We start from the raw sequence: 23,083 nt of genomic DNA on the forward strand, positions 1-23,083 counted from the left end.
GGCCACTCCTTCATCTTGGCCTCGCCGCAGGCCCTGTACCTTGCGGTTGGCTCTACGACCCACGCAAACCCGGCGCCAGTCCCGTCAGACGCCGAGAATGCCCGCGGCCCGGGCCTCCTCGTGCAGCACCTCGGCGACCCGCTCGGGAGCCTCCTCGTGCGCGAGATGGCCGAGCCCCCGGATCAGCGCGACGCGGGCGTCGGGCAAGCGGTCGCGGACCGAGAAGGCGGTGTCGGGTCGGATCGCCCGGTCGTCGCCGCCGACGATCAGCAGGGTCCGGGTCGTGAGCTCCGGCAGCGCCCGGTGCAGCCCGGCCAGGTCCCAGTTCGCCATCATGCCGAGGGCGCCGCGGACGTGCCCGGCCCGGGCGAACAGGCGCCTGTAGAGATCGACGCCCTGCGGATCGAGCCGCGAGCCCGTCCCCTCGATCAGCTTTTTGGCCGCCGACCGGTCCGCCGTCCAGGCGAAGATCCTCGGCGTGAACGGGTTGAGGAACAGCAGCCTCGCCATGCCGGGGAACAGCAGGCTCGCCGCCCCGGGCAACGGCGCCAGCGCGCCGTTAAATGCCGCGAGCAGGCGCGGCGCGATCGACCCGTCCAGGCACATCCGCGCCAGCACGGCCGCCCCAGCCGAGTGACCGGCCGCCACGATGGGCGGGCGTCCGAGCACGCCCACGAGCCCCGCCACGGCCCTGGCCATGCCGGGCAGCGACAGGTCGGCGTCCGGCAGGGGATCGGTGAAGCCGTGGCCCGGAAGGTCCGGGGCGATGACGAAGTAATCGTGGGCCAGGAGCGGTGCGAGCCCGCGCCAGGAATGGGTGGCCGCCCCGGTCCCGTGCAGGAGCAGCAGCACCGGCGCCTCGGGCCGCCCGAACTCCTGGACATGCCAGCGCAGGCCCGCCGCCTCAACGAAGCGGCTCGCGTCCCGATGCGGCCAATCCCGGCCCTCGACTGCCCAATCGGGCCGGTCGGCGTCGCGGGGCCTCAGCACCGGCCATCGTTCCGCGACGCACCAAAGGTAGCTATATGGATCATGGCTGCGCTATCGTTCTGGGTTGGAAATATTTCGTAAAGCACTGAGAACGCATGCGGAAATCGCATGCCACCGCTGCCGCAGCCTGGATTGCTGCGACGCAGCATCGAGAGCATCAAAGGGGCGAACGCAGGCACCGCGCATCTCTCACCGTTGGAACCGGCCATGATCGTCTTCACCTCCTCGACCCATCACTTTGCCAGCTCGACCAACGGCCGCTGGAGCTTCCGAGGCCTGTTCCGCGAGATGCTGAACGCCTGGATGTCCCACAACCAGCGCGTCGCCGATCTCGGGGCCGGGTACCACCTCTGATCCTCGACCGGGTTCGGCCTCGCCCAACCTTTCTGCTCAGAGCGCGGCCCGTACCGCGGCGCTGAGCAGGCCGGCATCGGCCCGCGGCAGCACGAGATAGCGGGCCGCCATCGCCTCGGCGACCGCCCGGGCGCCTTCGCCCCGGGCCCCGGTATCGATCACCAGGGCCGGCAACCCGGCTGCCCGGAGCGCCCGGCCCGCCTGCAGGGCTTCGGCCCCGGCCCGGGCCCGGCCGCCCTCCCCCGAGCGTGCCACGTTGGCGCGTCCGTCAGTCAGCAGCACGATGACCGGTCGGCTTCCGCTCCGGCGCACGCCGAGCGCCACGTTGAGTGCCGCATCGATCCCGGCGGCCAGCGGCGTCCCACCCCCGCCCGGCAGGCCCGAGAGGCCGCGCTTCGCCCGGGTGAGCGAGCGGGTCGGCGGCAGCACCAGTTCCGCACCGCTGCCGCGGAACGCCACCAGGGCGACCCGGTCGCGTCGGACATACGCCTCGGCCAGCAGCAGCTCGACCGCGCCCTTCGCCTCGGCCAGCCGCTCCAGGGCGGCCGAGCCCGAGGCGTCGACGCAGAACACCGTCGTGGTCTCGGTCCGCTGCCGCAGGATCCGGATCCGCAGGTCGTCCCGCCGGACCACGATCGGGCGGGTTTCCCCCTCCGCCCGCCGCAGCGTCTGCCACGGGGCCGCCGCCCGCAGGGTCGCCAGCAGGTCGAGGCGCCCGCGCCGCGGATCGCCCCGCCGGCTGCCGATCGGCCGCCCGGTGCGGGACGCCGCCGGCTGGCCGACCCGCCCGGCCTTCGCGGCCGAGAGCCGTACGCCCCCCGCCAGCAACTGATCCAGGAGGTTTGCCGGGATCGCCGTGCGCACCGCATCGAGCACGCGGTCGTCGGCCGCCTCGGCGGGGGCGGGATCCGCCGCGTCTTCCGCGGCAGCCTGGTCTTCCGCGGGCGGGGGCGGAGGTGGTGCCTCGGCCTCCTCGGGTGGCGCGTCCTCCGGCATGGGCAGCCGCGTGGCCCGCGGCGCCAGGACCAGGCGAGCCGCCATGGTGAGCTCGGCCGCGCCGACCGGGTTCCCGGCTGCCAGGGACCTGGCCACCCGGGCGGCCAGGATCGGCCCGCGCAGGGAGGCGACGCCGAACGCCTCCGACAATCGGCACAGTACGCCGAGCGGGTCGGCTTCCGGGGCGCCGGGATCGGACTCCGGATAGACTTGAGCGGCATCGCAATCCGCGAGCCCGACGCCGCTCAGGTCGATCCGGAAGGCCAGGCGGTCGGCGAGGGACTCCGCCACGGTCTCGTCGCCTTCGCCCTCGTCGAGCAGCACGAGGCCGAAGCGCGCCGGCCGCTCCGACGCGGTACCCGCGTCGAGGGCGGCGGCCAGGCGGGCCGCGACGCCGGAGGGCAGCCGCTCGGCCATGGGCACGACGATCAGCCCGCCATCGGCCTCGGCGAGCAGGCCGGTCCGCGCCATCGGCCGGCCGGCCGCGAGCGTCGCGGCGAGGTCGAGGCCGCCGAGCAGGCCGTCGTCGCCGATGCCCGGCGGCAGCCTCCGCCAGGGCGTGCCTGTGGGGAGCAACACCCGCACGTCATCGAGCCAGCGGTCGCGTACAAGCCCGGGCCCCGCCCGCACCACCGCGCCGCCGCATCCGCTCGGGTCGGCGGCCAGGAGGCGTGCGGCGATGCAGGCTTCGAGCCAGGTTTTTTTTGCCGTTTTCGCCTTTCCTCCCCCCTCTGCGGGGGAGGATGGCCCTCGCGTCAGCGAGGGTCGGGAGAGGGGAGCGCCGCTGCCGGAGGAGCCGCGACGGGTCTCGCATTCTGAGCCGACGCGCTGCCCCTCTCGCGGGACTTCGTCCCGGCCCCCTATGCTGCGCAGGGTACCCTCCCCCGTAGCGCGGGGAGGGAGAGACGGCGGCTCCGTCACGAGAACACCTCCGCCAGCGCCCGCTCGACCCGGGCGGTCGAGCCAGATTCGTCCAGCGGATTGCGTCGCAGGCGATGGCGCAGGGCGGCCGGGGCGACCCGGCGGATGTGGTCGTCCGTGACCGAACCGGCGCCGTCGAGGGCCGCCAAGGCCCGGGCCGTGCGCATCAGGGTCAGCTCGCCGCGCAAGCCATCGGTGCCGAGCGCCAGGCAGAGCTGAGCGGCGCGCTCCAACGCCGAATCCGGCACCGTCAGGCCCGGCAGGCGTTCCCGGGCCAACAGGATCTTCTTCCGGATGGCGGCCTCGTCCCGGGCGCGGGCGGCACAGAACCCCTCGGGGTCGCGCTCGTAGGCGTCGCGGGCGCGCACCACCGCGATCCGGGTGGCGATGTCCCGCGGGGTCACGACCTCGCAGGCCAGCCCGAACCGGTCGAGCAGCTGCGGGCGCAGCTCCCCCTCTTCCGGGTTGCCGGAGCCGACCAGGACGAACTTGGCGGGGTGGCGCAAGCTGAGGCCCTCCCGCTCCACGGTGTTGATCCCGGAGGCCGCCACGTCGAGGAGGAGATCCACCAGGTGGTCCTCGAGGAGGTTCACTTCGTCAATATACAAAAAACCGCGATTGGCCCGGGCCAGCAGCCCCGGCTCGAACGCCTTCACGCCGGCGCCGAGCGCCCGCTCCAGATCGAGGGTGCCGACCACCCGGTCCTCGGTGGCGCCGAGCGGCAGGTCCACCACCGGCACCGCCGTCTTGTGACTCTTGCGCGGGCCCGGCGTGGCCGCGCAGTGCGGGCAGGCTTCGGCCGGGCTGTCGGGGTCGCACCGGTACGGGCAGCCGACCACCGCCCGCATCGGCGGCAGCAGGGCGGCCAGCGCCCGAATCGCCGTGGACTTCCCCGTGCCCCGGTCGCCGAACACCAGCACGCCGCCGATGGAGGGATCCACCGCGGCGATCAGCAGCGCCTGGCGCATCTCGTCCTGCGCGACGATGGCCGAGAAGGGGAAGGTTGGCACGCGGTGACTCGATGCTGCTGGGGGATCCGATCCACCCCCCTCATCCTGAGGTGCCGAAGCGCAGCGAAGGCCTCGAACGAGACCTCCGGGGATCGGGTCGCCGGCTTGAGGGCTCCGTCGACGCCCGCTCGCGCGGGCTCTCAGGATGCGGGAGCGGGTGGGAGAAGGGAACCGCTACTCCGCCGCCTTCTGCCGGAGCCCGATCCGCGCCCAGATCGTGGAGAGCGCCCCGACCAGATTGGCGATATCCGCATCCGTGTGCAGCGGCGATGGGGTGATCCGGAGGCGCTCGGTGCCGCGGGCTACCGTCGGGTAGTTGATCGGTTGCACGTAGATGCCGAACTCGTCGAGCAGGGTGTCGGAGATCGCCTTGCACAGCACGGGATCGCAGACCATCACCGGCACGATGTGGCTGTCGTTGGGCAGGACCGGGATGTCGGCGGCCTCCAGGGCGGTCCGGACCTTGGCGCAGCGCTCCTGATGGCGCGCCCGCTCGGTGCCGCTGGCCTTGAGATGGCGGATCGAGGCCGCTGCGCCGGCCGCAACCGCGGGGGGCAGCGAAGTGGTGAAGATGAAGCCGGAGGCGAAGCTGCGCACGAAGTCGCACAGCTTCTCCGAGGCGGTGATGTAGCCGCCGTGCACGCCGAACGCCTTACCCAGCGTCCCCTCGATCACATCGAGGCGGTGGGCGACGCCGTCGCGCTCCGAGATTCCGCCGCCACGGGCGCCGTAGAGGCCGACCGCGTGGACCTCGTCGAGATAGGTGAGCGCCCCATGGGCCTCGGCCACGTCGCAGATTTCTTCGATGGGGGCGATGTCGCCGTCCATCGAGTACACGGATTCGAACGCGATGAGCTTCGGCCGGGCCGGATCGACCACGGCGAGCTTCCGGTTCAGATCCTCCGGATCGTTGTGACGAAAAATGTGGCGTTCGGCCCGGGAGAACCGGATGCCCTCGATCATCGACGCGTGGTTCTCGGAATCGGAGAAGACCGCGCAGTTCGGCAGGCGCGACGCCAGGGTCCCGAGCGCCGCCCAGTTCGAGACGTAGCCGGAGGTGAACAGCAGGGCCGCCTCCTTGCGGTGGAGGTCGGCGAGCTCCTGCTCCAGCAGCACGTGATAGTGGTTGGTGCCGGAGATGTTGCGGGTGCCGCCGGCGCCGGCGCCGCAGCGGTCGATCGCCTCGTGCATCGCCCCGGTGACCGTGGGGTGCTGGCCCATGCCGAGATAGTCGTTCGAGCACCAGACCGTGACCGGGCGCGTGCCGGCCGGGTGGTGGTGCGTGGCGTGCGGGAAGTTGCCGGCGTGGCGCTCGAGATCGGTGAAGACCCGGTAGCGCCCTTCGCGGTGGAGACCGGCGATCTCGGCTCCGAAGAAGGTCTCGTAGTCCATGTCGCCTCTCCCCGATTGGTTCGCGGGTTGCCCCCGCCTGTGAGGTTGGATTTCGCACGAGACCAGTTCCAAACTGGTGCGCGCGCGAACTCCCGTTGTGATGCCCGGGTCTACCCGTTGTCCCGCGGCCGCGCCGCGCCGTCCGGCCCGCGGGCCCGCAGACTCCACCGCCACAATTCGGCCGAGGGCAGCGGCAGCATCAGGAACCAGTGTTCGAGCGTCGCCAGCGCCATCAGGGTCGCCAGCACGGTGAAACCGATCAGTTCGTGCGCCAACAGGTCCGGACCGAGCGCCGCCCGCCCGAGCAGCCCCGCCGCGATGGTCCCGAGGCTCACCGAGACCGGGAACAGGAGGTTCATCGGCTTGCGCGACAGGTAGCAGGCCAGGTAGCCGAGGTGATCAGGCAGGAACTCGGCGTGCAGGTTGCGCACACCGAGGAACAGGTTCAACCGCGCCGACAGGTTCATCACCACCAGCGCGCCGTAGGTCCATAACGCGATGGTGTTGGCCCCGCCCCAGACCAGCGCCAGGATCGCCAGGCCGCCGATCACGATGGCGAATTCGTGCCACAGGCTGGTGGCGAGCGCAGCCAGAAACCGGTCGAAACCGCGCAAGCCCGGCGCGCAGGCGAACGGCTTCGGGCCCGACAGGAAGCCCATGTAGTAGCTCATCTCCTGCCAACCCCACACCACCAGGGCGGCCGTGAAGGCCGTGTAGGCCCCTGCGGCGCTGGTATCCTGGGCGCTGGTACGGATCGCCACCAGGGCGCCGGCAAGCAGCAGGGTCGCGCCGGCCATGCTCCACGGATGCGTGCGCCGCGGCGCGTGGTCGAGCAGCAGGATCAGCCCGGTGGAGAACCACCAGAGCAGAAGCGCGTAGACCACCGGCGCGGCGTAGGTCGCCATTCTACCAGACCGGCTGGAGGCGGATGTCGGCCGGCAATGCGTTCGCCTTCACCGGCAGGAGATAGAGCCGGACGAAGGTGGCGGCCGCGCGCAGCACCTGGACCCCGTGCTTCAGCTTGCCCAGGACGCCGCCCTGAGCCCGGGCTTCCGCGATCGCCCGCGAGCAGGCCAGCAGCGTCTCCAGCCCGGCGTGGAACTTCGGGTTGTCGAGATCGAGCTCCAGCGGGAAGGTCTGCCGCGAGATCTCGGAGGTGATGCGGAAGACCCTGTAATCGTAGTCGGTTGGATCGACCCCCAGCGCGGCGTGGAAGGCCGGGCGGTGATGGTCACGTACGTACATCGTGGCGAAGACCGCCAGCAGGAAGAACCGGATCCAGTAGCGATTGATGCCGCTGGTCAGCTTGGGGTTGGCGCGCATCAACAGCGCGAATGCCTCACCGTGGCGGAACTCGTCGTTGCACCACAACTCGAACCACTTGAAGATCGGATGGATGCGCCGCTCCGGGTGCTTCTCCAGCTCGCGGAAGATCGTGATGTAGCGGGCGTAGCCGATCTTTTCGGACAGGTACGTCGCGTAGAAGATGAACTTCGGCCGGAAAAACGTGTATTTTTTCGACTTGGTGAGGAAGCCCAGGTCCACGCCGATGCCGAAATCCTTCAGCGTGTCGTTGATGAAGCCGGCGTGGCGCGCCTCGTCACGGCTCATGAAGCCGAACAGCTCCTTGATGTCCTTGTTCTTGGCGCGCTTCCTCATCTCGGCGTAAAGCACGCAGCCGGAGAACTCGGCGGTGATCGACGAAACCAGGAAATCCAGAAACTCCTTCCGCAGCTCGGGCTCCATCTGCGACAGGTCACAGTCGAAGTCGGCGTTGCGGGTGAAGTGGCGCTTATTCGGGTCGTCGCGCAACTCGGCGATGAGAAGATCCCAGTCCCGGCGCACGGGCTCGACATCGGTGCGGTCGAGTTCGACGAAATCGGTGGTGTAGAAGCGCGGGCTCAGGAAGGTCGTCTCCTGCGCGGCCTTGGTCGATTCGTTGACCGGTGTTTTCGGGACCGGCTGGCCGGAGAGCGGCGGGACAGGAGCGTTCACAGCTTCCTCCTCTCGGAAAAACTGACCTCGTAGAGTTCGGTCAGTTCGAGATGGGCGACGAGCTTGGTCCAGGCCCGCTCGAGCGGGCCGGCCCGGGTGATGGTGGCGGTGCGGCGGACGGTGAGCCGCTCGCCATAGGGCACGGAGGTCGGCGCGTCGTGGACCTGGACCTCGTCGCCGGGCTCGATCTCGAAGCCGGAATCCAGGGTCACGTGCGCGTGCAGGCTCTCGGGCGTCTGCTCGATCTCGACCGTGCAGGGCACGGTGACGGTGCGGCTCCCGAACAGACCCATCAGCGGGTCTCCGTCGTGGCGGCGGCGAGCAGCCGGGCGAAGGCGCCGGCATTGGTCGGGCCGAACGCCTCGAGCGGCACCCGGCGGCCGGTGGCGTCGTCCGCGAGCGAGAGACGGCCGTCGTCGTAGCGGGTCAGGCTGAACGGCTGTTCCTGGCCGAGGCCATCGCGCTGGCGGGCCTGGGCCAGGCCCCGCAGCGTCCCGCGCAGAAAGCCGTCCTCGCCGGGGCGGATCCAGGCGACGATGTGCCGGTCGGCGGCGTTACGCAGGGCGATCGACCCGTCGACCTGGTCCTCGGCGCGGAATTCCAGCCGCTCGACGGGCTTGGCCGGCGGCAGGGCGATCATGCCGATGCCTTCGCTGCGCCCGATCAGGACGGCCAGCATGGAGAAGCCCATCAGCGCGCCGGCGCCGATTATCAGCAGAGCCGGTGCCGGTCCGGCTGCCGAGCTTTTGGCCCGGCCGACGCTCTCCGCCCGCTCGCCCATCGCGCCTCTCCCTACTCGGCCGCGACGAGGCGGCCGGGATTGTCTTGGACCGCCCGCGGACGCGGGACGATCATGGGCCGTACCGTCTGAGACGCCTCGGCATGGGCCTCGATCGCCCGCGCCAGGACCATCGCAACCGCATCCGCATCAGGCACGGATCGCAGCATGGGCTGAGTCCGGCCGAGACGCCAGGGCCGGGCATGCGGCCACAGCTGAAGGTAGGCGATGCGGAGGCCCGGCCGCAACTGGAGCGGCAAGTCTCCGCTCCCGTCCGTGAAGGCACGCAACGCCGCACCCTCGATCTGGGCGAAGGGCACGTTGTGGGTCACCGGCAGGGCGATCCCGGCCTGCAGCACCACCCGGCGGTTGGTGATCGTGTAGACCGTGGTGCGGTGGGTCAGCCAGGCGAACAGACGCAGAAGGGCCAATCCGACCGCGCCGACCACCAGCGTCGGCCCCACGGTGGAGAGCGCCGCCGCGGGCGAGCCGGCGCTGAGCCCGAAGGCCAGGGCGCAGGCGGCGAACCAGGCGGCGACCAGGCGGGCGTGATAGATCCGGACCAGTGCCCCCGCGGTGGTCGGCGCGCCCTGCCACAGGATGCGCTCGCCCGCAGGAAGCGGGCCCGGCAACCCGCGCGGAGTGCCCTCGGGCAGGAAATCGCCGCTCATAGCAGGGGCTCCGCCCGGGCCGGGGTGGCGTAGAGCGTGCCGGCACCGAAATAGGCCATGATCCGCTCCTCCTCCAGGAAGGTGATGCTGTCGGGATCCCGCGTCACCGGGATGTCGGCGAACTGGTCGGCGAGCAGGGCTTCGGACTTCACCGTCTTGGTGAAGCCGCCGGCCCTGCAGAACGCGGACGGCATCAGCCGGCGTCCGCCCGCGGGCAATTCGACCTCGTAGTAGCGGATCAGCGATTCGCCGCGGTCGATCCAGACATCGCTGACCACGCCCGCCACCCCGTTGTCGGTGCCGAACACGGTCATGCCGATCGGGTTCGGACCGTCCTCGTGGACGACGAAGGCGGTGGCGACCCGCAGGGGCACGATCCGCTTCTCGTCGTCCCAGGTCCTGTCGTGCACGTCGTGGCGGACGACCCAGGAACCGGGGCCGACGCCCGCCTGGAGCGAGTGGTCGGTCCGCTCGTAGGGCGCGCCGGGCCAGGGCTCGACCTTGCGGGCCGGGATCCCGGTCTCGATGTCGTCGCGGCCCTGCATCGCCTGCGGCGCGTAGGTGGTCTCGCCGCCCGGCAGGTGGAACGCCTTGGAGCGCGGGATCAGGACCGGGTCCGGCGCCTTGCGACGGCCGACGATCTCGTTCTCCAACGGGTAGCCCTCCCGGCGATCCTCCCGGCGCAGCCAGAACACCAAGCCGGCGAAGAAGATGAAGAAGGCGTAGAGCACGACCTGGGCGACGTCGACGTAACCCGTAATGGCGCCGGTTGGCATGGTTGTCCTCCCCGAGTCTCAGGCCGTCCGTTCGGCAAGGGTGCCGCCGAGGCGATCTCGAACCGTTGCACGCGCGTCCTCCCGCACGAGCGGACCCAGGGCGATCAGGGCCGCGAACAGGAGGGCGATCTCGATGTGGTAGACGATGAGGTAGCCGATCGCGGGCTCGTTCATGCCCTCGCCGAGCACCCCCGACTGGGCGATGGCGCCGCCGACGTCGCGCACCACGCCGCTGGCGGCGATCGAGAGGCCGGCTGCGGTCGCCTGCACGGCGCCCCAGGCGCCGAGCGCCAGCCCGGTATCCTCGGGCCCGGCCCGGTTCATCGAGGCGGTGAGCGTGCCGTGGGCGAACAGGCCGCCGCCCAGGCCGATCAGGCTCACACCGGCCGCGAACAGGTCGGCCGAAGCCAGCGGCGCCGCAAAGACCACCGCCGAGAACGCCAGGATGCCGATGCCGACGCCCACCGCCGAAACCCGGAACGGGTCGCCGCCGCGCCCGAGCCAGCGGGCGGCGATCAGCAGGCCAAGCCCGCCGCCGGCGGCGAGCAGCGCGGTCAACGCCGTGGTCGCCCCGACCGAAAGGTGCAGGATCTGGCCGCCATAGGGCTCCAGCAGGATGTCCTGCATCGAGAACCCGGCGGTGCCGAGCCCGATCGCCACGAGGCGCCGCCGCGCGGCACCTTGCCCGGCATAGTCGCGCCAGGAGGAGCGGAAGTCCCGTGCGGGAGCGGTCCGGCTCCGGTTCGGGTCGCGCGGCTCCTGCTTCCACAGGGCAATCCCGTTCAGCACGATGGTGACTAGGGCTGCGCCCTGGATCACCTGGATCAGCCGCACGGGGGAGAAGTGGGCCAGGAACAGCCCGAACAGCAGGGCACTCGCCATCATGCCGAACAGCAGGGCGACGCAGAGCAGGGCCACCACCTTGGGCCGGGCATGCGCGGGGGCGAGGTCGGTGGCGAGGGCGAGGCCGACGGTCTGGGTGGTATGCAGACCGGCCCCGACCAGCAGGAACGCGAAGGCCGCCGCCACGTCCCCGACCCAGAGCGGGCCGGTGGTGTCGCCGGACAGGATCAGCAGCGCGAACGGCATGATCGCCAGGCCGCCGAACTGGAGCAGGGTGCCGAACCAGATATACGGTACCCGCCGCCAGCCCAGAACCGAGCGGTGCGTGTCCGAGCGGAACCCGACCAGGGCCCGCAACGGCGCGAAGATCAGCGGCAGGGCCAGCATCACGGCGACGATCCAGGCCGGAACGCCGAGCTCGACGATCATCACCCGGTTGAGCGTACCGATCAGCAGCACCGCCGCCATGCCGACCGTGACCTGGAACAGCGCGAGCCGCAGCAGACGCCCCATCGGCAGCTCGACGGTGGCGGCATCCGCGAAGGGCAGGATCGCCGGGCCGAGGCGCATCAGGGCGTGGGTGAGTTTCCGGGAGGCGGTCCTCATGACGACGCCCCGGGCCGGGCCGCGTCCCCGCGTTCGGAAGGCGTGGACGGGCGCGTCCGCGTCAGCGCCACCGCGTTCGACAGGTAGAACCCGCTGTTGACCCTGTGACTTCGCGCCCAGGCGAACCCGTCGAGCGCCGGCTCCGAAGAGATGCGCCGCCGGAGCCCGCCCTCCGTCACCGGAACGATCGCCGGCGAGCGGTCGCCGCGGGGAAAGAACTGCCCGGCCGCGTGCATCAGGGTCAGCAGCGCAGTGCGGGGCGCCACCGTGAACAGCACCGAACCGTCGGTGCGGGCGCCTAGGAGAGCGAGCGCCCGGACGATGTCGGCGGCGCGGTAATGGATCAGCGAATCCATCGCCACCACGTGGTCGAAGCGGCCGAGGTCCGGGTCGAGCATGTCGCCGACGCGGAAATCGATCCGGCCGGCGCCGGGGATCGCCGGCAGGCGCTCCCGTGCGAGCTCGACGAGGGTCGGCGAGACGTCGATGGCGACCACTTCGGCGCCGCGCCGTGCAGCCTCGACGCTGAGCGCCCCGGTGCCGCAGCCGGCATCGAGCAGGCGCAGGCCGGTCATGTCGGCGGGCAGCCAAGAGAGCAGCGTTCCGCGCATCGCGTCCCGGCCGGCCCGCACGGTGGCGCGGATCCGGCTCACCGGCGCATCGGAGGTCAGGCGCGACCAGGCCTCGACCGCGGTGCGGTCGAAATAGGTGGTCAGTTCGCCCCGTCTCGTGTCGTAGCTCGCGCCCGCCATCAGTCGAACCCCAATCTCAATCGAACCCCAATCTCAATCGAACCCTAGGAATTCGAACAGGTCGCGGTCCTTCATCGGCAGGGCTTCGCAGGGCTCCCCGCCGGCCCAGAGCGTCTCGGCGAGGCGCATGTACTCGGCCGTGACCGCGTCGAGCTCGGGGGAGGAGTCCATCTCGAACAGGGTCGACTTCTTGAGCCGCGAGCGGCGGACCACGTCGAGATCGGGGAAGTGCGCCAGCCGCTTCAGGCCGACCGCGTCGTTGAACCGGTCGATCTCGTCGGTTTTGGCCGAGCGGTTGGCGATGACGCCGCCGAGCCGCACCGGGTAGTTCTTGGACTTGGCGTGAATCGCCGCCACGATCCGGTTCATCGCGAAAATCGAGTCGAAGTCGTTGGCGGTGACGATCAGCGCACGGTCGGCATGCTGGAGCGGCGAGGCGAAGCCGCCGCAGACCACATCGCCCAGCACGTCGAACACGACGACGTCGGTGTCCTCGAGCAGGTGATGCTCCTTGAGGAGCTTCACGGTCTGGCCGACCACGTAGCCGCCGCAGCCCGTACCCGCGGGCGGGCCGCCGGCCTCGACGCACATCACGCCGTTGTAGCCTTCGACCACGAAGTCCTCGACGCGCAGCTCCTCCGAGTGGAAGTTCACCGCTTCCAGGGCGTCGATGACCGTTGGGGCGAGGCGCTTGGTCAGCGTGAAGGTCGAGTCGTGCTTAGGGTCGCAGCCGATCTGCAGCACCCGCTTGCCGAGCTTCGAGAACGCCACCGACAGGTTCGACGAGGTGGTGGACTTGCCGATGCCGCCCTTGCCGTAGACCGCGAACACCTTCGCGGTCTCGATCTTCAGGTCCGGATCGAGGGCGACCTGGAGGCTGCCTTCTTCCTTCCGGGCAACGACCGGATTACGGATGGCGATGTTCATGCGGCGACTCCTGTGGTGACGCCCTCGAGACGATCTTCCAGTTCCTCCTCGGCCCGGTCGAGGGCGTCCCGCATCTCTGCGTTCGGAGTCCAGAAGCCGCGCCGGTGTGCCTCGATCAGCCGTTGGGCGACCTTGGCGGAGGCGGTGGGGTTGAGGGAAGCCATGCGCTCGCGCATGGCCGGGTCGAGCACGTAGGTCTCGGTGATCCGCTCGTAGATCCAGGGCTGGACCGCGTTGGCGGTGGCCGACCAGCCGACCGTGTTGGTCAGGTGGGATTCAATCTGGCGCACGCCCTCATAGCCGTGTCCGAGCAGGCCCTCGTACCATTTCGGGTTGAGCATGCGGGTGCGCGTCTCAAGCGCCACCTGCTCCTCCAGGGAGCGCACGCGCCCCTCCCCGCGGGTCTGGTCGCTGATGTAGATCGGCACCGCTTCGCCGCGGGCGCGGGCCACCGCCCGGCCCATGCCGCCCAGGCCGTCGAAGTAGTGGTCCACCGAGGTGACGCCGACCTCGACCGAGTCGAGATTCTGGTAGGCCATGTCGACGGAGGCCAGCACCGTCTTCATCAGGTCCCGCTGCGGCGTCGGCTTGCCCGTGCGGCCATACGCGAAGCTCTTGCGGCGCGAGAACGTCTCGCACAGCTCGGCATCGTCGTCCCAGGCCCCCGAATCGACCAAGTGGTTGACGTTGGCCCCGTAGGCGCCCTCGGCGTTCGAGAAGACCCGTAGCGCAGCGGTTTCCAGGTCGCAGCCCTGCTCCGCCTGGATCGCCAGCGCGTGCTTCCGGACGAAATTCTTTTCCAATGGCTCGTCGGCGGTGGCGGCGAGATAGGAGGCTTCGGCGAGGAGCTTGGTCTGCAAGGGCAGAAGGTCGCGAAAAATGCCCGAGAGGGTGACGACCGCGTCGATCCGCGGGCGGCCGAGGGTCTCTAACGGGATCAGCGCGGCGCCGCTGAGACGGCCGTAACCGTCGAAGCGCGGGGCCGCGCCGATCAGGGCCAGCGCCTGCGCGATCGGGCCGCCCTCGCTCTTGAGGTTATCAGTCCCCCACAGGACCAAGGCCACGCTCTCGGGATAGGGTTTGCCGTCCGCAGCGAAGCGCTCGAGGATGCGCTCGACCTGCCGGGCGCCGTCGGCGACCGCGAAGGTCGACGGCAAGCGGTACGGGTCGAAGCCGTGGATGTTGCGCCCGGTCGGCAGGATCGCGGGGTTGCGCAGAAGGTCGCCTCCGGCCACCGGCGGGATGAAGCGGCCATCGAGCGCCCGCAGCAGGGCCGGGACCTCGTGGTCCCTCGCCAGCAGGGTCTCGGTCCTGGCGAGGTCAGAGAACGCGGTGCGGGTCTCGGGATGCTCGGGCAGCCCGGAGGCCGCGAAGGCATCCTCGATGGCGCCCCCGGCCACCAGGGCGGCGATGCCGGCACGGTCCGGCTTCAGCCCGTGCGAGGCTTCCGCCAGGGCGAGCAGCAGATCGACCCGCTCCTCCTCCGGGACGCCTTGGCCGACCACATGCAGCCCGTGCGGGATCAGGGTCTGCTCCAACTCCTGCACGGCGGACCAGAGGTTGCCGACCCGGACGCCGAGATCGCCGGTCCAGGCCGGCTCGGCGGCGACGAGGTCGAGGGCCGCGCCCTGGTCCTGGATCATCCGGGCGAGGGTCTCACGCTCGGCCGTCGCTTCGAGATCGAGCCCGCGCCAGCGCTCCATCGAGCTCTTCAAGTCGAGCAGCCCGCGGTACAACCCGGCGGTGGCCAGGCTCGGGGTCAGGTAGCTCACCAATGTCGCGGCCGAGCGGCGCTTGGCCAGGGTCCCTTCAGAAGGGTTGTTGGCGGCATAGAGGTAGATGTTTGGCAGTGCCCCGATCATCCGCTCCGGCCAGCAGGCCTCGGACAGTCCGGTCTGCTTGCCGGGCATGAACTCGAGCGCCCCGTGGGTGCCGAAATGCAGCACGGCGTCGGCGGCGAAATCCTCGCGCAGGTAGCGGTAGAAGGCCGAGAACGCGTGGGTCGGCGCGAAGCCGCGCTCGAACAGCAGCCGCATCGGGTCGCCCTCGTAGCCGAAGGCCGGCTGTACGCCGACGAAGACGTTTCCGAACCGGGCGCCCAGCACGAACAGGTCGGCGCCGTTGGTCTGGTGGCGACCGGGTGCCGGGCCCCACTGGGCCTCGATCTCGGCCAGATATGTCTCCCGGCGCAGGTGGTTCTCGGCCGGGATGCGGGCGTGGACGTTGGCCTGGGTCCCGTAGCGCTTGGCGTTACCCTCGAGGATCCCGTCGCGCAGGGCATCGACGGTCTCCGGGACATCCACGGTGTAGCCCTCCGCCGCCAAGCCCTTCAGGGTGTTGAGCAGCGAAGCGTAGACCGACAGGAACGCCGCCGTGCCGGTGGCGCCGGCATTCGGCGGGAAGTTGAACAGCACCACGGCGAGCTTGCGCTCGGCCTTCGGAGTGCGGCGCAGAGAAACGAGGCTCCGGACACGCTCGGCGAGGCGGGCGACCCGCTCCGGATGGGCGCGCATGTCCCGGGCGTTGTCGCTGCCGGAGGCCGACGAGCGGCCGCCGAACACCATCGGGGCGGTGGCGCCGTCGAGTTCGGGGATCGCGACCATCATGGTCGCCTCCACGGGCGACAGGCCACGCTCGCCCGCCTCCCATTGCTCGATCGTCTGGAACTCCAAAGCCTGCGCGGCGATGTAGGGTACGTCCAGCCGGGCCAGCATCGCCTCGGCGGCGGCGGCGTCGTTGTAGGCCGGGCCGCCGACTAGCGAGAACCCGGTGAGCGACACCAGCGCGTCGATGCGGGCGCGGCCGTCCTGCATGAAGAAGGCGTCCACGGCCGGACGGTTGTCGAGGCCGCTGGCGAAGGCGGGAACCACGTCGAGGCCCCGGGCTTCGAGGGCGGCGATCACACCATCGTAATGGGCGGTGTTGCCGGCCAGCACGTAGCTGCGCATCAGCAGCAGCCCGACGCGGCCTTTCGCGTCGGCGCCGCGGGGCAGCCGGGATGGGTCCTGGCCGATCCGGCCGGCCAAGCGAGGGTGGTAGAGGCCGGTTTCAGGATAGTCGAGTGGGGCCGGCGCGGCCGGTCCGTCGCGCCACGCCGCGCGGGCACCGGCGGCGTAGCGGTGTACCAGGAAGCGGACCAGCGCCGCGACGTTCTCATCCGAGCCGGCGAGCCAGTATTGCAGGGTGAGAAAATAGGCGCGCACATCCTGCGCCGAGCCCGGGATGAAGCGCAGGATCTTCGGCAGTTTGCGCACAAGCGCCATCTGCCGGCCGGCATTGCCCTGCTGGCCCGGCTTGCCGCGCAGCTTCTTCAGAAAGTCGAGGGCGCTGCGCTTGTTGCCGCTCATGTCGAAGCGGCCGAGCTTGGTCGTCTTCACCACCTCGCCGGCGGACAGGCACCCGACCATCGCGTCGCAAGCGTCACGCCGCGCCGCGAGCGCCGGCAGGATCGCCCGGACATGCTCGTCCATGAACAGCATCGCGGAGAGCACGATGTCGGCCTGCGCGATGTCGCTGCGGCAGGCGTCGAGCGAGGCAGGATCGTTGTCCCACTCGGCCGCCGCGTGGAAGTCGAGCACCAGACCCGGCATCTCGGACCGCAGGCGCAGACGCGCCCGCTCCACCGCGCTCGCGAGGTGGTTGTCGAGTGTGACGATGACGACCCGAATCGGCGGCCGGCGCTTGGATGCGTCCGCCTTGGCCGAGCCGGCCGCCAGGCCGGCGGTGAGCGCTCTAGCGGCCATAATGCGCCTTGGCGTCGTAGAGGGTTTCGAGGGTGATGAGCGGCAGCCGCCGCTCACGGGCGAATTTCTCCGTGTTGCTGCGCGCCTTACCGCGCACGAAGAACGGGATTTTCTTCAGCTCTTTCTCGGCCTCGGGCGCCCAGGGCGCGGCCGTGATCACGACGTCTTCGTCCAGGAGGATCGCGGCAGTCGCTGCCGGTGCCGGATCGGCCGCTTCGGATTCCTGCGGCGCGGAGACCGCGAGGGCGTTGCCGCCGAGATGCGAGGGCCCGACGCCGTCGTGGAATTCGGGATCCTCCCGGAACATACCGAGCAGGTGCTCCTCCAGGCCCATCATCAACGGATGGACCAGGGTGTCGAACAGGACGTTGGAGCCCTCGAAACCCATCTGCGGAGCGTAGCGTGCCGGGAAATCCTGGACGTGGATCGGGGCGGAGATCACCGCGCAGGGGATGCCGAGCCGCTTGGCGACGTGGCGCTCCATCTGGGTTCCGAGGACCAACTCGGGGGCGGCGGCGCGGATCGCAGCCTCGACGTCGAGATAATCGTCGGTGATCAGCGCCTCGATGCCGTGCTCGGCGGCCTCGGCCCGAACTTCGCGGGCGAATTCGCGGCTGTAGGTCCCGAGGCCGACGACGGTGAAGCCCAGCTCCCGTGCCGCCATCCTGGCGATGCCGATCGCGTGCGTGGCGTCGCCGAATACGAAGACGCGCTTGCCGGTCAGGTAGGTCGAATCGACAGAACGCGAGTACCACGGGAGCCGCGAGCCAGGGCCCTCGAGGAGCGGTGCCGGATCGAGGCCGGCGAGGCCCGCGATCTCGGCGACGAAGCGGCGCGTGGCGCCGACGCCGAGCGGCACCTCACGGGTGAACGGCTGCCCGAAGCTCTTCTTGAGATACTCGGCCGCGCTGCGGGCGGTCTCCGGGTAGAGCACGACGTTGAAGTCGGCATCCTTGAGGCGACCGAGGTCGGCCGGGCTGGCACCCAGCGGCGCCACCACGTTGACGTCGACCCCGAGCGTATCAAGCAGCCTGCGGATCTCGATCAGGTCGTCGCGGTGGCGAAAGCCGAGCGCCGTCGGGCCGAGGATGTTGCAGAGCGGATGCCGGCCCGGCTCCCGCGCGGGACGCGGTCCGGGCGCTCCGGCGAGCGCCCGGACCAACCGATAGAAGGTCTCGGACGCCCCCCAGTTTTCTTTTTTCTGATAGGCCGGCAGCTCCAGCGGGATCACCGGGATCGGCAGGTTGAGGGCCTTGGCCAGCCCGCCCGGATCGTCCTGGATCAGCTCGGCGGTGCAGGAGGCGCCGACGATCATCGCCTGCGGCTGGAAGCGGGCGTAGGCGGCGGCGACCGAGGTCTTGAACAGCTCGGCGGTGTCGCGGCCGAGATCCTGAGCCCGGAAAGTCGTGTAGGTGACGGGCGGACGGGCATCGCGCCGCTCGATCATCGTGAACAGCAGGTCTGCGTAGGTGTCCCCCTGCGGCGCGTGCAACACGTAGTGAAGTCCGGTCATCGCGGTGGCGATGCGCATCGCGCCGATATGCGGGGGGCCTTCGTAGGTCCAGAGGGTGAGCTGCATCGCGCTACACCTCCAGCAGCGCGCGACGCCGGAGCGGACGCGCGAACAATTCGGCGAGGTCGCCGGCCTGCTCGTAGCCCTGCACGGGCGTGAACAGCAGCTCGATCGACCACTTGGTCGACAGCCCCTCAGCCTCCAGCGGGTTGGCGAGACCAAGGCCGCAGACCGTGAGGTCCGGACGCGTCGCCCGGCAGCGGTCCATCTGGTCGTCGAGGCTCTGGCCCTCGGTCACGCGGGTTCCCGCCGGCAGCATCTCGATCTCGGCCGCCAGATGCGCCCGGTGCAGGTATGGGGTCCCGACCTCGACGAGTTCCGCACCGAGTTCGCGGGCGAGGAAGCGCGCGAGCGGCACTTCGAGCTGGGAATCGGGGAAGAAGAACACCCGCTTGCCGGTGAGGCTCACACGGTGGGCAGCAAGCGCGGTCTGAGCCCTGGCGCGACCGGCCGCGGTCGCAGCCGCGAAGGATTCGTCGGTGACGCCGAACGCCTCGGCGGCCGCCTGCAGCCAGCCGGTGGTGCCCTCGGCGCCGAGCGGGAACGGAGCGGCGAGGCGGTGCGCGCCGCGCTCGTCGAGGGCCCGGGCGGTGTCGGCCAGGAACGGCTGGGCCAGCAGGTAGCGGGTGTTCCGCCCGACCGCCGGCATGGCCCCGGCGCGGCGGGCCGGGAGGAACCGGACGTCCGTGATCCCCATCGCAGAGAACATCCGGACGAACTGGTCCTCGACCACGTCGGCCAGCGCGCCGACGATCAGGAGCGAGGGCTCCGCTTCGGAGGATGACCGGGGCAGCTCCGGCACGAGGGCGGCCAGGCACGCATCCTCTCCCTGCGTGAAGGTCGTCTCGATGCCGGAGCCGGAATAGTTCAGCACCCGCACCGGTGCGAGGTGTCTCGACAGGCGCTGGGCCGCCCGGGACAGGTCGAGCTTGATCACCTCGGACGGGCAGGAGCCCACCAGGAACAGCAGCTTGATGTCCGGACGGCGCTCGATCAGCCGGGTGACGACCCGGTCGAGCTCTTCGTTGGCGTCGGCGATGCCGGCGAGGTCGCGCTCGTCGATGATCGCGGTAGCAAAGCGCGGCTCTGCGAAGATCATCACCCCGGCGGCCGACTGGATCAGGTGGGCACAGGTGCGCGAGCCGACGACCAGAAAGAACGCATCCTGGATCTTCCGGTGCAGCCAGACGATGCCGGTGAGCCCGCAGAACACCGCGCGCTGGCCGTGCTCCTGATGGAGGTCGATGCTGCCGCAGGCGGCCGACGTTGCAGTGACGGGGGGCTGGACGGGCGCGTTCACGACAGCGCCTCCGCCAGATGCGGCCCACCGGCGCCGGTGCTCTCCAGGCGGGCGGCCCGGAGCTTGAGCAGAAACTGACCGGCGTTGATCACGTAGGTGGCGTAGGCCGCCAGAGCGAGGATCAGCAGGGCCCGCTCAGCCAGCGCGCCAGTGACCAACGCGGCGAGGTAGGCAGTGTGGAGCGCCAGCACCAGCATGCTGACCACATCCTCCCAGAAGAAGGCCGGCGCGAACAACCAGCGGTCGAACACGACCTTTTCCCAGATCGAGCCTGTCACCATGATTGCGTAGAGCGCCACAGTCTTGGCCACGACCGAGATCTGAGCGGCGAGCAGGCCTTGCCCAGTGGCGAGCGCCCGCAGCACCAGGGCCAGACTCATCAGGAAAATCAGGAATTGTAGCGGGGCGAGCAGTCCTTGCACCAGCGTCCAGGGCGAGGCGTCGCGCCTCTGCCGCTGGGCGGACGTGTAGAGCGGTCGTGATGGCCGGTCCCCGGGACCCATGCATCCGCTCCCCTGTGCTCGGCGACGCCCGTCGGGTGTCGTCGTGGGCAGAGGCTAGGGCCCAGGCACCAAAAGTGTCAAGTGCGCTTGACGCTTCGTTCGGGTGACATCGAGTTTGATATATTTTCTTTGTTCCAAGTCATTGCCAAGATCGACGGCTCAGGTATCGTTCCGAACGCTGGTCGATGCCTTCCGTGGCTTGGCTGGTTCGATTCGAGGATCTGCGACGACGAAGACTTGAGAAGATCGGCGGGCAACGCCGCACTCGACGCGCTTGCGGAACCGCCGGCCCACCTGGGCCGGGGCCGCTTCTGGGAGGGATGCCTATGGGAGACTGGAGGCATTTCGGCGAGCGTCTGGATCCGGGTCCGATCGCTGGCGGTTGCGGCGCGATCGGCGATGGCCTGTCGGCCTACGGCGACGGGCCGCGGGTGCGCCACCAAGCCATCCCGCGCCCCTCCTCCGACGACAAGGCGGTGCCGGACGCGCTGGCCCGCCTGGTCGAGGCGGAGATCCTGCCCCGCCTGATGATGGCCCACCGGCCGGTTGGGCGCCGGGCCCAGAGCGACCGGGCGCCCAGCCCGCAGGAGATCGCGGCCTTCAGCGCCCTGCTGCTGGCCCCCGGGCCGATCGACCTGGACGGCCAGGTCGCGTCTCTGCGCGAGGGCGGGCTGCCGCTGCCGCGCCTGCTGCTCGACCTGCTCGCCCCGGCGGCGCGCCATCTCGGGGAACTCTGGGAGGAGGACGCCTGCGATTTCCTGGCCGTGACCGAGGGGCTCGGCCGGCTGCAGGCGGTGAGCCGGCGCCTCTGCGCCCAGCTCGAGGACGAGACCGTGCCGGCCAACGGCCGCAGCGTGCTGCTGCTGCCCTGCCCGGGCGAGACCCACCATTTCGGCCTGTCGATCGTCGCGAGCTTCTTCCGCGAGGCCGGCTGGGACGTGACCACGGCGGTCCCCGGCCCCGGGGTCGATCCCCTGACCCTGCTGCGCGCGGAGTGGTTCGACGTGGTCGGCCTGTCCCTGTCCTGCGACGTGTTCCTGCCGGCGCTGTCCGGCACCGTGACGGATGTCCGGAAGGCCTCCTGCAATCCGGATGTCCGGATCATCGTCGGCGGCCCGTATTTCGCGCGCTACGGCGGTGAGGCGGGCATCGTCGGGGCGGATGCGTGCGCTCCGGACGGCTGCTTGGCGCCGGCAACCGCAGAAGCCTTGCTGGACAGACGGGCCATGGCCTGCTGAAAGGGGCAAAATTTTCAACTCTCACGTAATGGTGATCGTGACGCCCCAGCCTCACCCCACCCCGCAGCCGCCGCCCCAGGCGCTGCTCCAGGTGGCCGGCCACCTCGACGGAGAGGCGGTCGGACGTCTCGTCGCGGCATCGGCCGACCTGTCCCTGGTGGTGGATGCCGACGGGGTGATTCGGGATGCCACGGCGGCGGCCGACCTCGACGCCGAGAACATCCCCGGCTGGCTCGGGCGGCGCTGGATCGACACCGTGACGATCGAGAGCCGGCCGAAGGTCGACGCGCTGCTGCGCGACGCCCAGACCGGCGGCATCACCCGCTGGCGGCAGATCAACCACCCCTCCCCCAGCGGCGTCGACCTGCCGATCCGCTACGCCTCCCTGCGTTCGGTGGAGGGCGGCCCGATCCTGATCCTCGGCCGGGACATGCGGGCGGTGGCCGCGCTCCAGCGCCGGCTGACCGACGCCCAGCAGGCCCTGGAGCGCGACTACGACCGCCTGCGCGCCGCCGAGACCCGGTACCGGCTGCTGTTCCAGATCTCCGGCGAGCCGGTGCTGGTGCTCGATGCCGGCACCCGCCGGGTGATCGAGGCGAACCCCGCCGCCGCGCGCCTGCTCGGCCGCCCGGCCAAGCGGCTGGCCGGCCAGGACGCGGTCGACCTGTTCGAGGCGGGCAGCGCCCGCTCCCTGGAGGCGCAGTTCGCCGCCCTGCGGGCGACCGGGCAGGCCGGCGAGTTGCGCGCCGCGCTGCCGCACGGGCGCGGCGAGGTCACGGTCTCGGTGTCGCTGTTCCGCGGCGAGGGGGGCCCGAGCGCGCTGATGCGGATCGTGGCCGATTCGGCCGCCGCCGAGGTCGGCTCCGACCAGGAGGCGCCGACCCGCGCGGTGATCGAGGCGATGCCCGAGGGCTTCGTGGTCACCGATTCGGCCCGCCGGGTCCTGATGGCCAACGCCGCCTTCCTGGAGCTGGCGCAGCTTGCCACCGAGAGCCAGGCCCGGGGCCGCACCCTCGACCAGTGGCTCGGCCGCGAGGATACCGAGGCGCAGGCCCTGTTCGCCAGCCTGGTGGACCACGGCTCCGTGCGCCGCTTCGCCACCGTGATCCGCGGCACCTATGGCGGCGTCGAGGATGTCGAGGTCGCCGCCGTCTCGGTGCCCGGGTCCCGCCCGTGCCTCGGCTTCGCGATCCGCTCCGCCCCGCGTCGGATCCCGGAGGGGCGGCTCGCCGGCAGCCGCGACGTGCCGCGCTCGGTGGAGCAGATGGCCGAGCTGGTCGGCCGGGTCTCGATGAAGACCCTGGTCCGCGAGACCACCGACCTGATCGAGAAGCTGTGCATCGAGGCGGCCCTGCGGATCACCCGGGACAACCGCGCCTCCGCGGCCGAGATGCTCGGCCTCAGCCGCCAGGGCCTCTACGCCAAGATGCGTCGCTACGGCGTCGGCGACCTCGACTCGCCGGCCGAGGACGCGTGATTCTTTTTGACGTGGGGAAGGCGCGGCTGACGGCTGCGTCCAGCGGGCTTGGCTGAAAGCACAGACAAGACAACGGTTTACTCCGCCGGATAGGGGTGGCGCTTCACACGGGATGAGGGCGATGACCGGACCCGGGCGCGTCTCCCTCCCCCTCTGCGCCGTGGGTTAGACAGGTCGGAAGATCCATCTCCCAGGGTTTGATCCCCCATCTGTGATAGCCCGCGCCGTCAGTCCGAGG

20 protein-coding genes are annotated in these 23,083 nt (G+C 70.6%); 3 read left to right on the forward strand and 17 right to left on the reverse strand.

From position 1 onward, the window contains the following. Positions 1–84 precede the first annotated feature (84 nt). Positions 85–990 carry an alpha/beta fold hydrolase BchO gene (gene bchO / locus FV242_RS07235; RefSeq protein WP_147938457.1) on the reverse strand — a complete coding sequence of 302 codons (906 nt, stop codon included), beginning with the start codon at positions 988–990 and terminating at the stop codon, positions 85–87. Positions 991–1,197: 207 nt separating this feature from the next. On the opposite strand from bchO, the gene FV242_RS34405 reads away from it, so the two are divergent. After that, positions 1,198–1,344: a hypothetical protein gene (locus FV242_RS34405; protein WP_187278355.1), complete on the forward strand. Its 147-nt coding sequence runs from the start codon at positions 1,198–1,200 to the stop codon at positions 1,342–1,344. 36 nt (positions 1,345–1,380) lie between these two features. Here the strand turns inward: FV242_RS34405 and FV242_RS07240 are convergent, their stop codons facing one another. The 16 genes from FV242_RS07240 to bchF all read right to left on the reverse strand — a co-directional run bounded on the left by FV242_RS07240 (position 1,381) and on the right by bchF (position 20,130). Continuing rightward, complete coding sequence (locus FV242_RS07240) at positions 1,381–3,261, reverse strand: magnesium chelatase subunit D (RefSeq protein WP_281407047.1); 1,881 nt, start codon at positions 3,259–3,261, stop codon at positions 1,381–1,383. Beyond that, positions 3,258–4,271 (reverse strand): magnesium chelatase ATPase subunit I, encoded by a 1,014-nt coding sequence (bchI, locus tag FV242_RS07245; protein ID WP_147909149.1) that lies wholly within the window; start codon positions 4,269–4,271, stop codon positions 3,258–3,260. The genes FV242_RS07240 and bchI overlap by 4 nt, the downstream gene beginning before the upstream one ends. A gap of 174 nt (positions 4,272–4,445) precedes the next feature. After that, the gene (hemA, locus tag FV242_RS07250) at positions 4,446–5,663 is read right to left on the reverse strand and encodes a 5-aminolevulinate synthase (protein ID WP_147938458.1); all 1,218 of its coding nucleotides are present in this window, start codon (positions 5,661–5,663) and stop codon (positions 4,446–4,448) included. Between the two features lie 110 nt (positions 5,664–5,773). Further along, on the reverse strand, positions 5,774–6,568 hold the full coding sequence (gene puhE / locus FV242_RS07255; RefSeq protein ID WP_147938459.1) for a putative photosynthetic complex assembly protein PuhE: 795 nt from the start codon (positions 6,566–6,568) through the stop codon (positions 5,774–5,776). Between the two features lies 1 nt (position 6,569). After that, positions 6,570–7,658, reverse strand: coding sequence for a magnesium-protoporphyrin IX monomethyl ester (oxidative) cyclase (gene acsF, locus FV242_RS07260; RefSeq protein WP_147938460.1), 1,089 nt, complete (start codon positions 7,656–7,658; stop codon positions 6,570–6,572). Continuing rightward, positions 7,655–7,951: a hypothetical protein gene (locus FV242_RS07265; protein WP_147938461.1), complete on the reverse strand. Its 297-nt coding sequence runs from the start codon at positions 7,949–7,951 to the stop codon at positions 7,655–7,657. Before FV242_RS07265 ends, acsF begins: the two co-directional genes overlap by 4 nt. Continuing rightward, on the reverse strand, positions 7,951–8,439 hold the full coding sequence (gene puhC, locus FV242_RS07270; protein ID WP_147938462.1) for a photosynthetic complex assembly protein PuhC: 489 nt from the start codon (positions 8,437–8,439) through the stop codon (positions 7,951–7,953). The genes FV242_RS07265 and puhC overlap by 1 nt, the downstream gene beginning before the upstream one ends. Positions 8,440–8,450: 11 nt before the next feature. Next, complete coding sequence (gene puhB, locus FV242_RS07275; RefSeq protein ID WP_147938463.1) at positions 8,451–9,107, reverse strand: photosynthetic complex putative assembly protein PuhB; 657 nt, start codon at positions 9,105–9,107, stop codon at positions 8,451–8,453. After that, positions 9,104–9,883: a photosynthetic reaction center subunit H gene (puhA, locus tag FV242_RS07280; RefSeq protein ID WP_147938464.1), complete on the reverse strand. Its 780-nt coding sequence runs from the start codon at positions 9,881–9,883 to the stop codon at positions 9,104–9,106. Before puhA ends, puhB begins: the two co-directional genes overlap by 4 nt. A gap of 18 nt (positions 9,884–9,901) precedes the next feature. Next, positions 9,902–11,332 (reverse strand): BCD family MFS transporter, encoded by a 1,431-nt coding sequence (locus FV242_RS07285; protein ID WP_147938465.1) that lies wholly within the window; start codon positions 11,330–11,332, stop codon positions 9,902–9,904. Continuing rightward, a complete protein-coding gene (gene bchM / locus FV242_RS07290) occupies positions 11,329–12,084 on the reverse strand; it encodes a magnesium protoporphyrin IX methyltransferase (protein WP_147938466.1) in 756 nt (251 codons plus the stop codon). The genes FV242_RS07285 and bchM overlap by 4 nt, the downstream gene beginning before the upstream one ends. Positions 12,085–12,117: 33 nt before the next feature. Continuing rightward, complete coding sequence (bchL, locus tag FV242_RS07295) at positions 12,118–13,011, reverse strand: ferredoxin:protochlorophyllide reductase (ATP-dependent) iron-sulfur ATP-binding protein (RefSeq protein WP_147909140.1); 894 nt, start codon at positions 13,009–13,011, stop codon at positions 12,118–12,120. Further along, positions 13,008–16,754, reverse strand: coding sequence for a magnesium chelatase subunit H (locus tag FV242_RS07300; protein WP_246692625.1), 3,747 nt, complete (start codon positions 16,752–16,754; stop codon positions 13,008–13,010). The genes bchL and FV242_RS07300 overlap by 4 nt, the downstream gene beginning before the upstream one ends. After that, a complete protein-coding gene (bchB, locus tag FV242_RS07305) occupies positions 16,744–18,333 on the reverse strand; it encodes a ferredoxin:protochlorophyllide reductase (ATP-dependent) subunit B (RefSeq protein ID WP_147938467.1) in 1,590 nt (529 codons plus the stop codon). The genes FV242_RS07300 and bchB overlap by 11 nt, the downstream gene beginning before the upstream one ends. A 4-nt stretch (positions 18,334–18,337) precedes the next feature. After that, on the reverse strand, positions 18,338–19,573 hold the full coding sequence (locus FV242_RS07310; RefSeq protein ID WP_147938488.1) for a ferredoxin:protochlorophyllide reductase (ATP-dependent) subunit N: 1,236 nt from the start codon (positions 19,571–19,573) through the stop codon (positions 18,338–18,340). A gap of 50 nt (positions 19,574–19,623) precedes the next feature. After that, positions 19,624–20,130, reverse strand: coding sequence for a 2-vinyl bacteriochlorophyllide hydratase (gene bchF / locus FV242_RS07315; protein ID WP_147938468.1), 507 nt, complete (start codon positions 20,128–20,130; stop codon positions 19,624–19,626). 326 nt (positions 20,131–20,456) lie between these two features. Here bchF and FV242_RS07320 point away from each other — a divergent pair, with 326 nt between their 5' ends. After that, complete coding sequence (locus FV242_RS07320) at positions 20,457–21,368, forward strand: B12-binding domain-containing protein (RefSeq protein ID WP_147938469.1); 912 nt, start codon at positions 20,457–20,459, stop codon at positions 21,366–21,368. Positions 21,369–21,396: 28 nt separating this feature from the next. Continuing rightward, on the forward strand, positions 21,397–22,845 hold the full coding sequence (gene ppsR / locus FV242_RS07325) for a transcriptional regulator PpsR (protein ID WP_147909136.1): 1,449 nt from the start codon (positions 21,397–21,399) through the stop codon (positions 22,843–22,845). The last annotated feature ends 238 nt before the right edge of the window (positions 22,846–23,083 follow it).

This window comes from Methylobacterium sp. WL64, from assembly GCF_008039945.1.
In the GTDB taxonomy this organism is placed as follows: domain Bacteria; phylum Pseudomonadota; class Alphaproteobacteria; order Rhizobiales; family Beijerinckiaceae; genus Methylobacterium.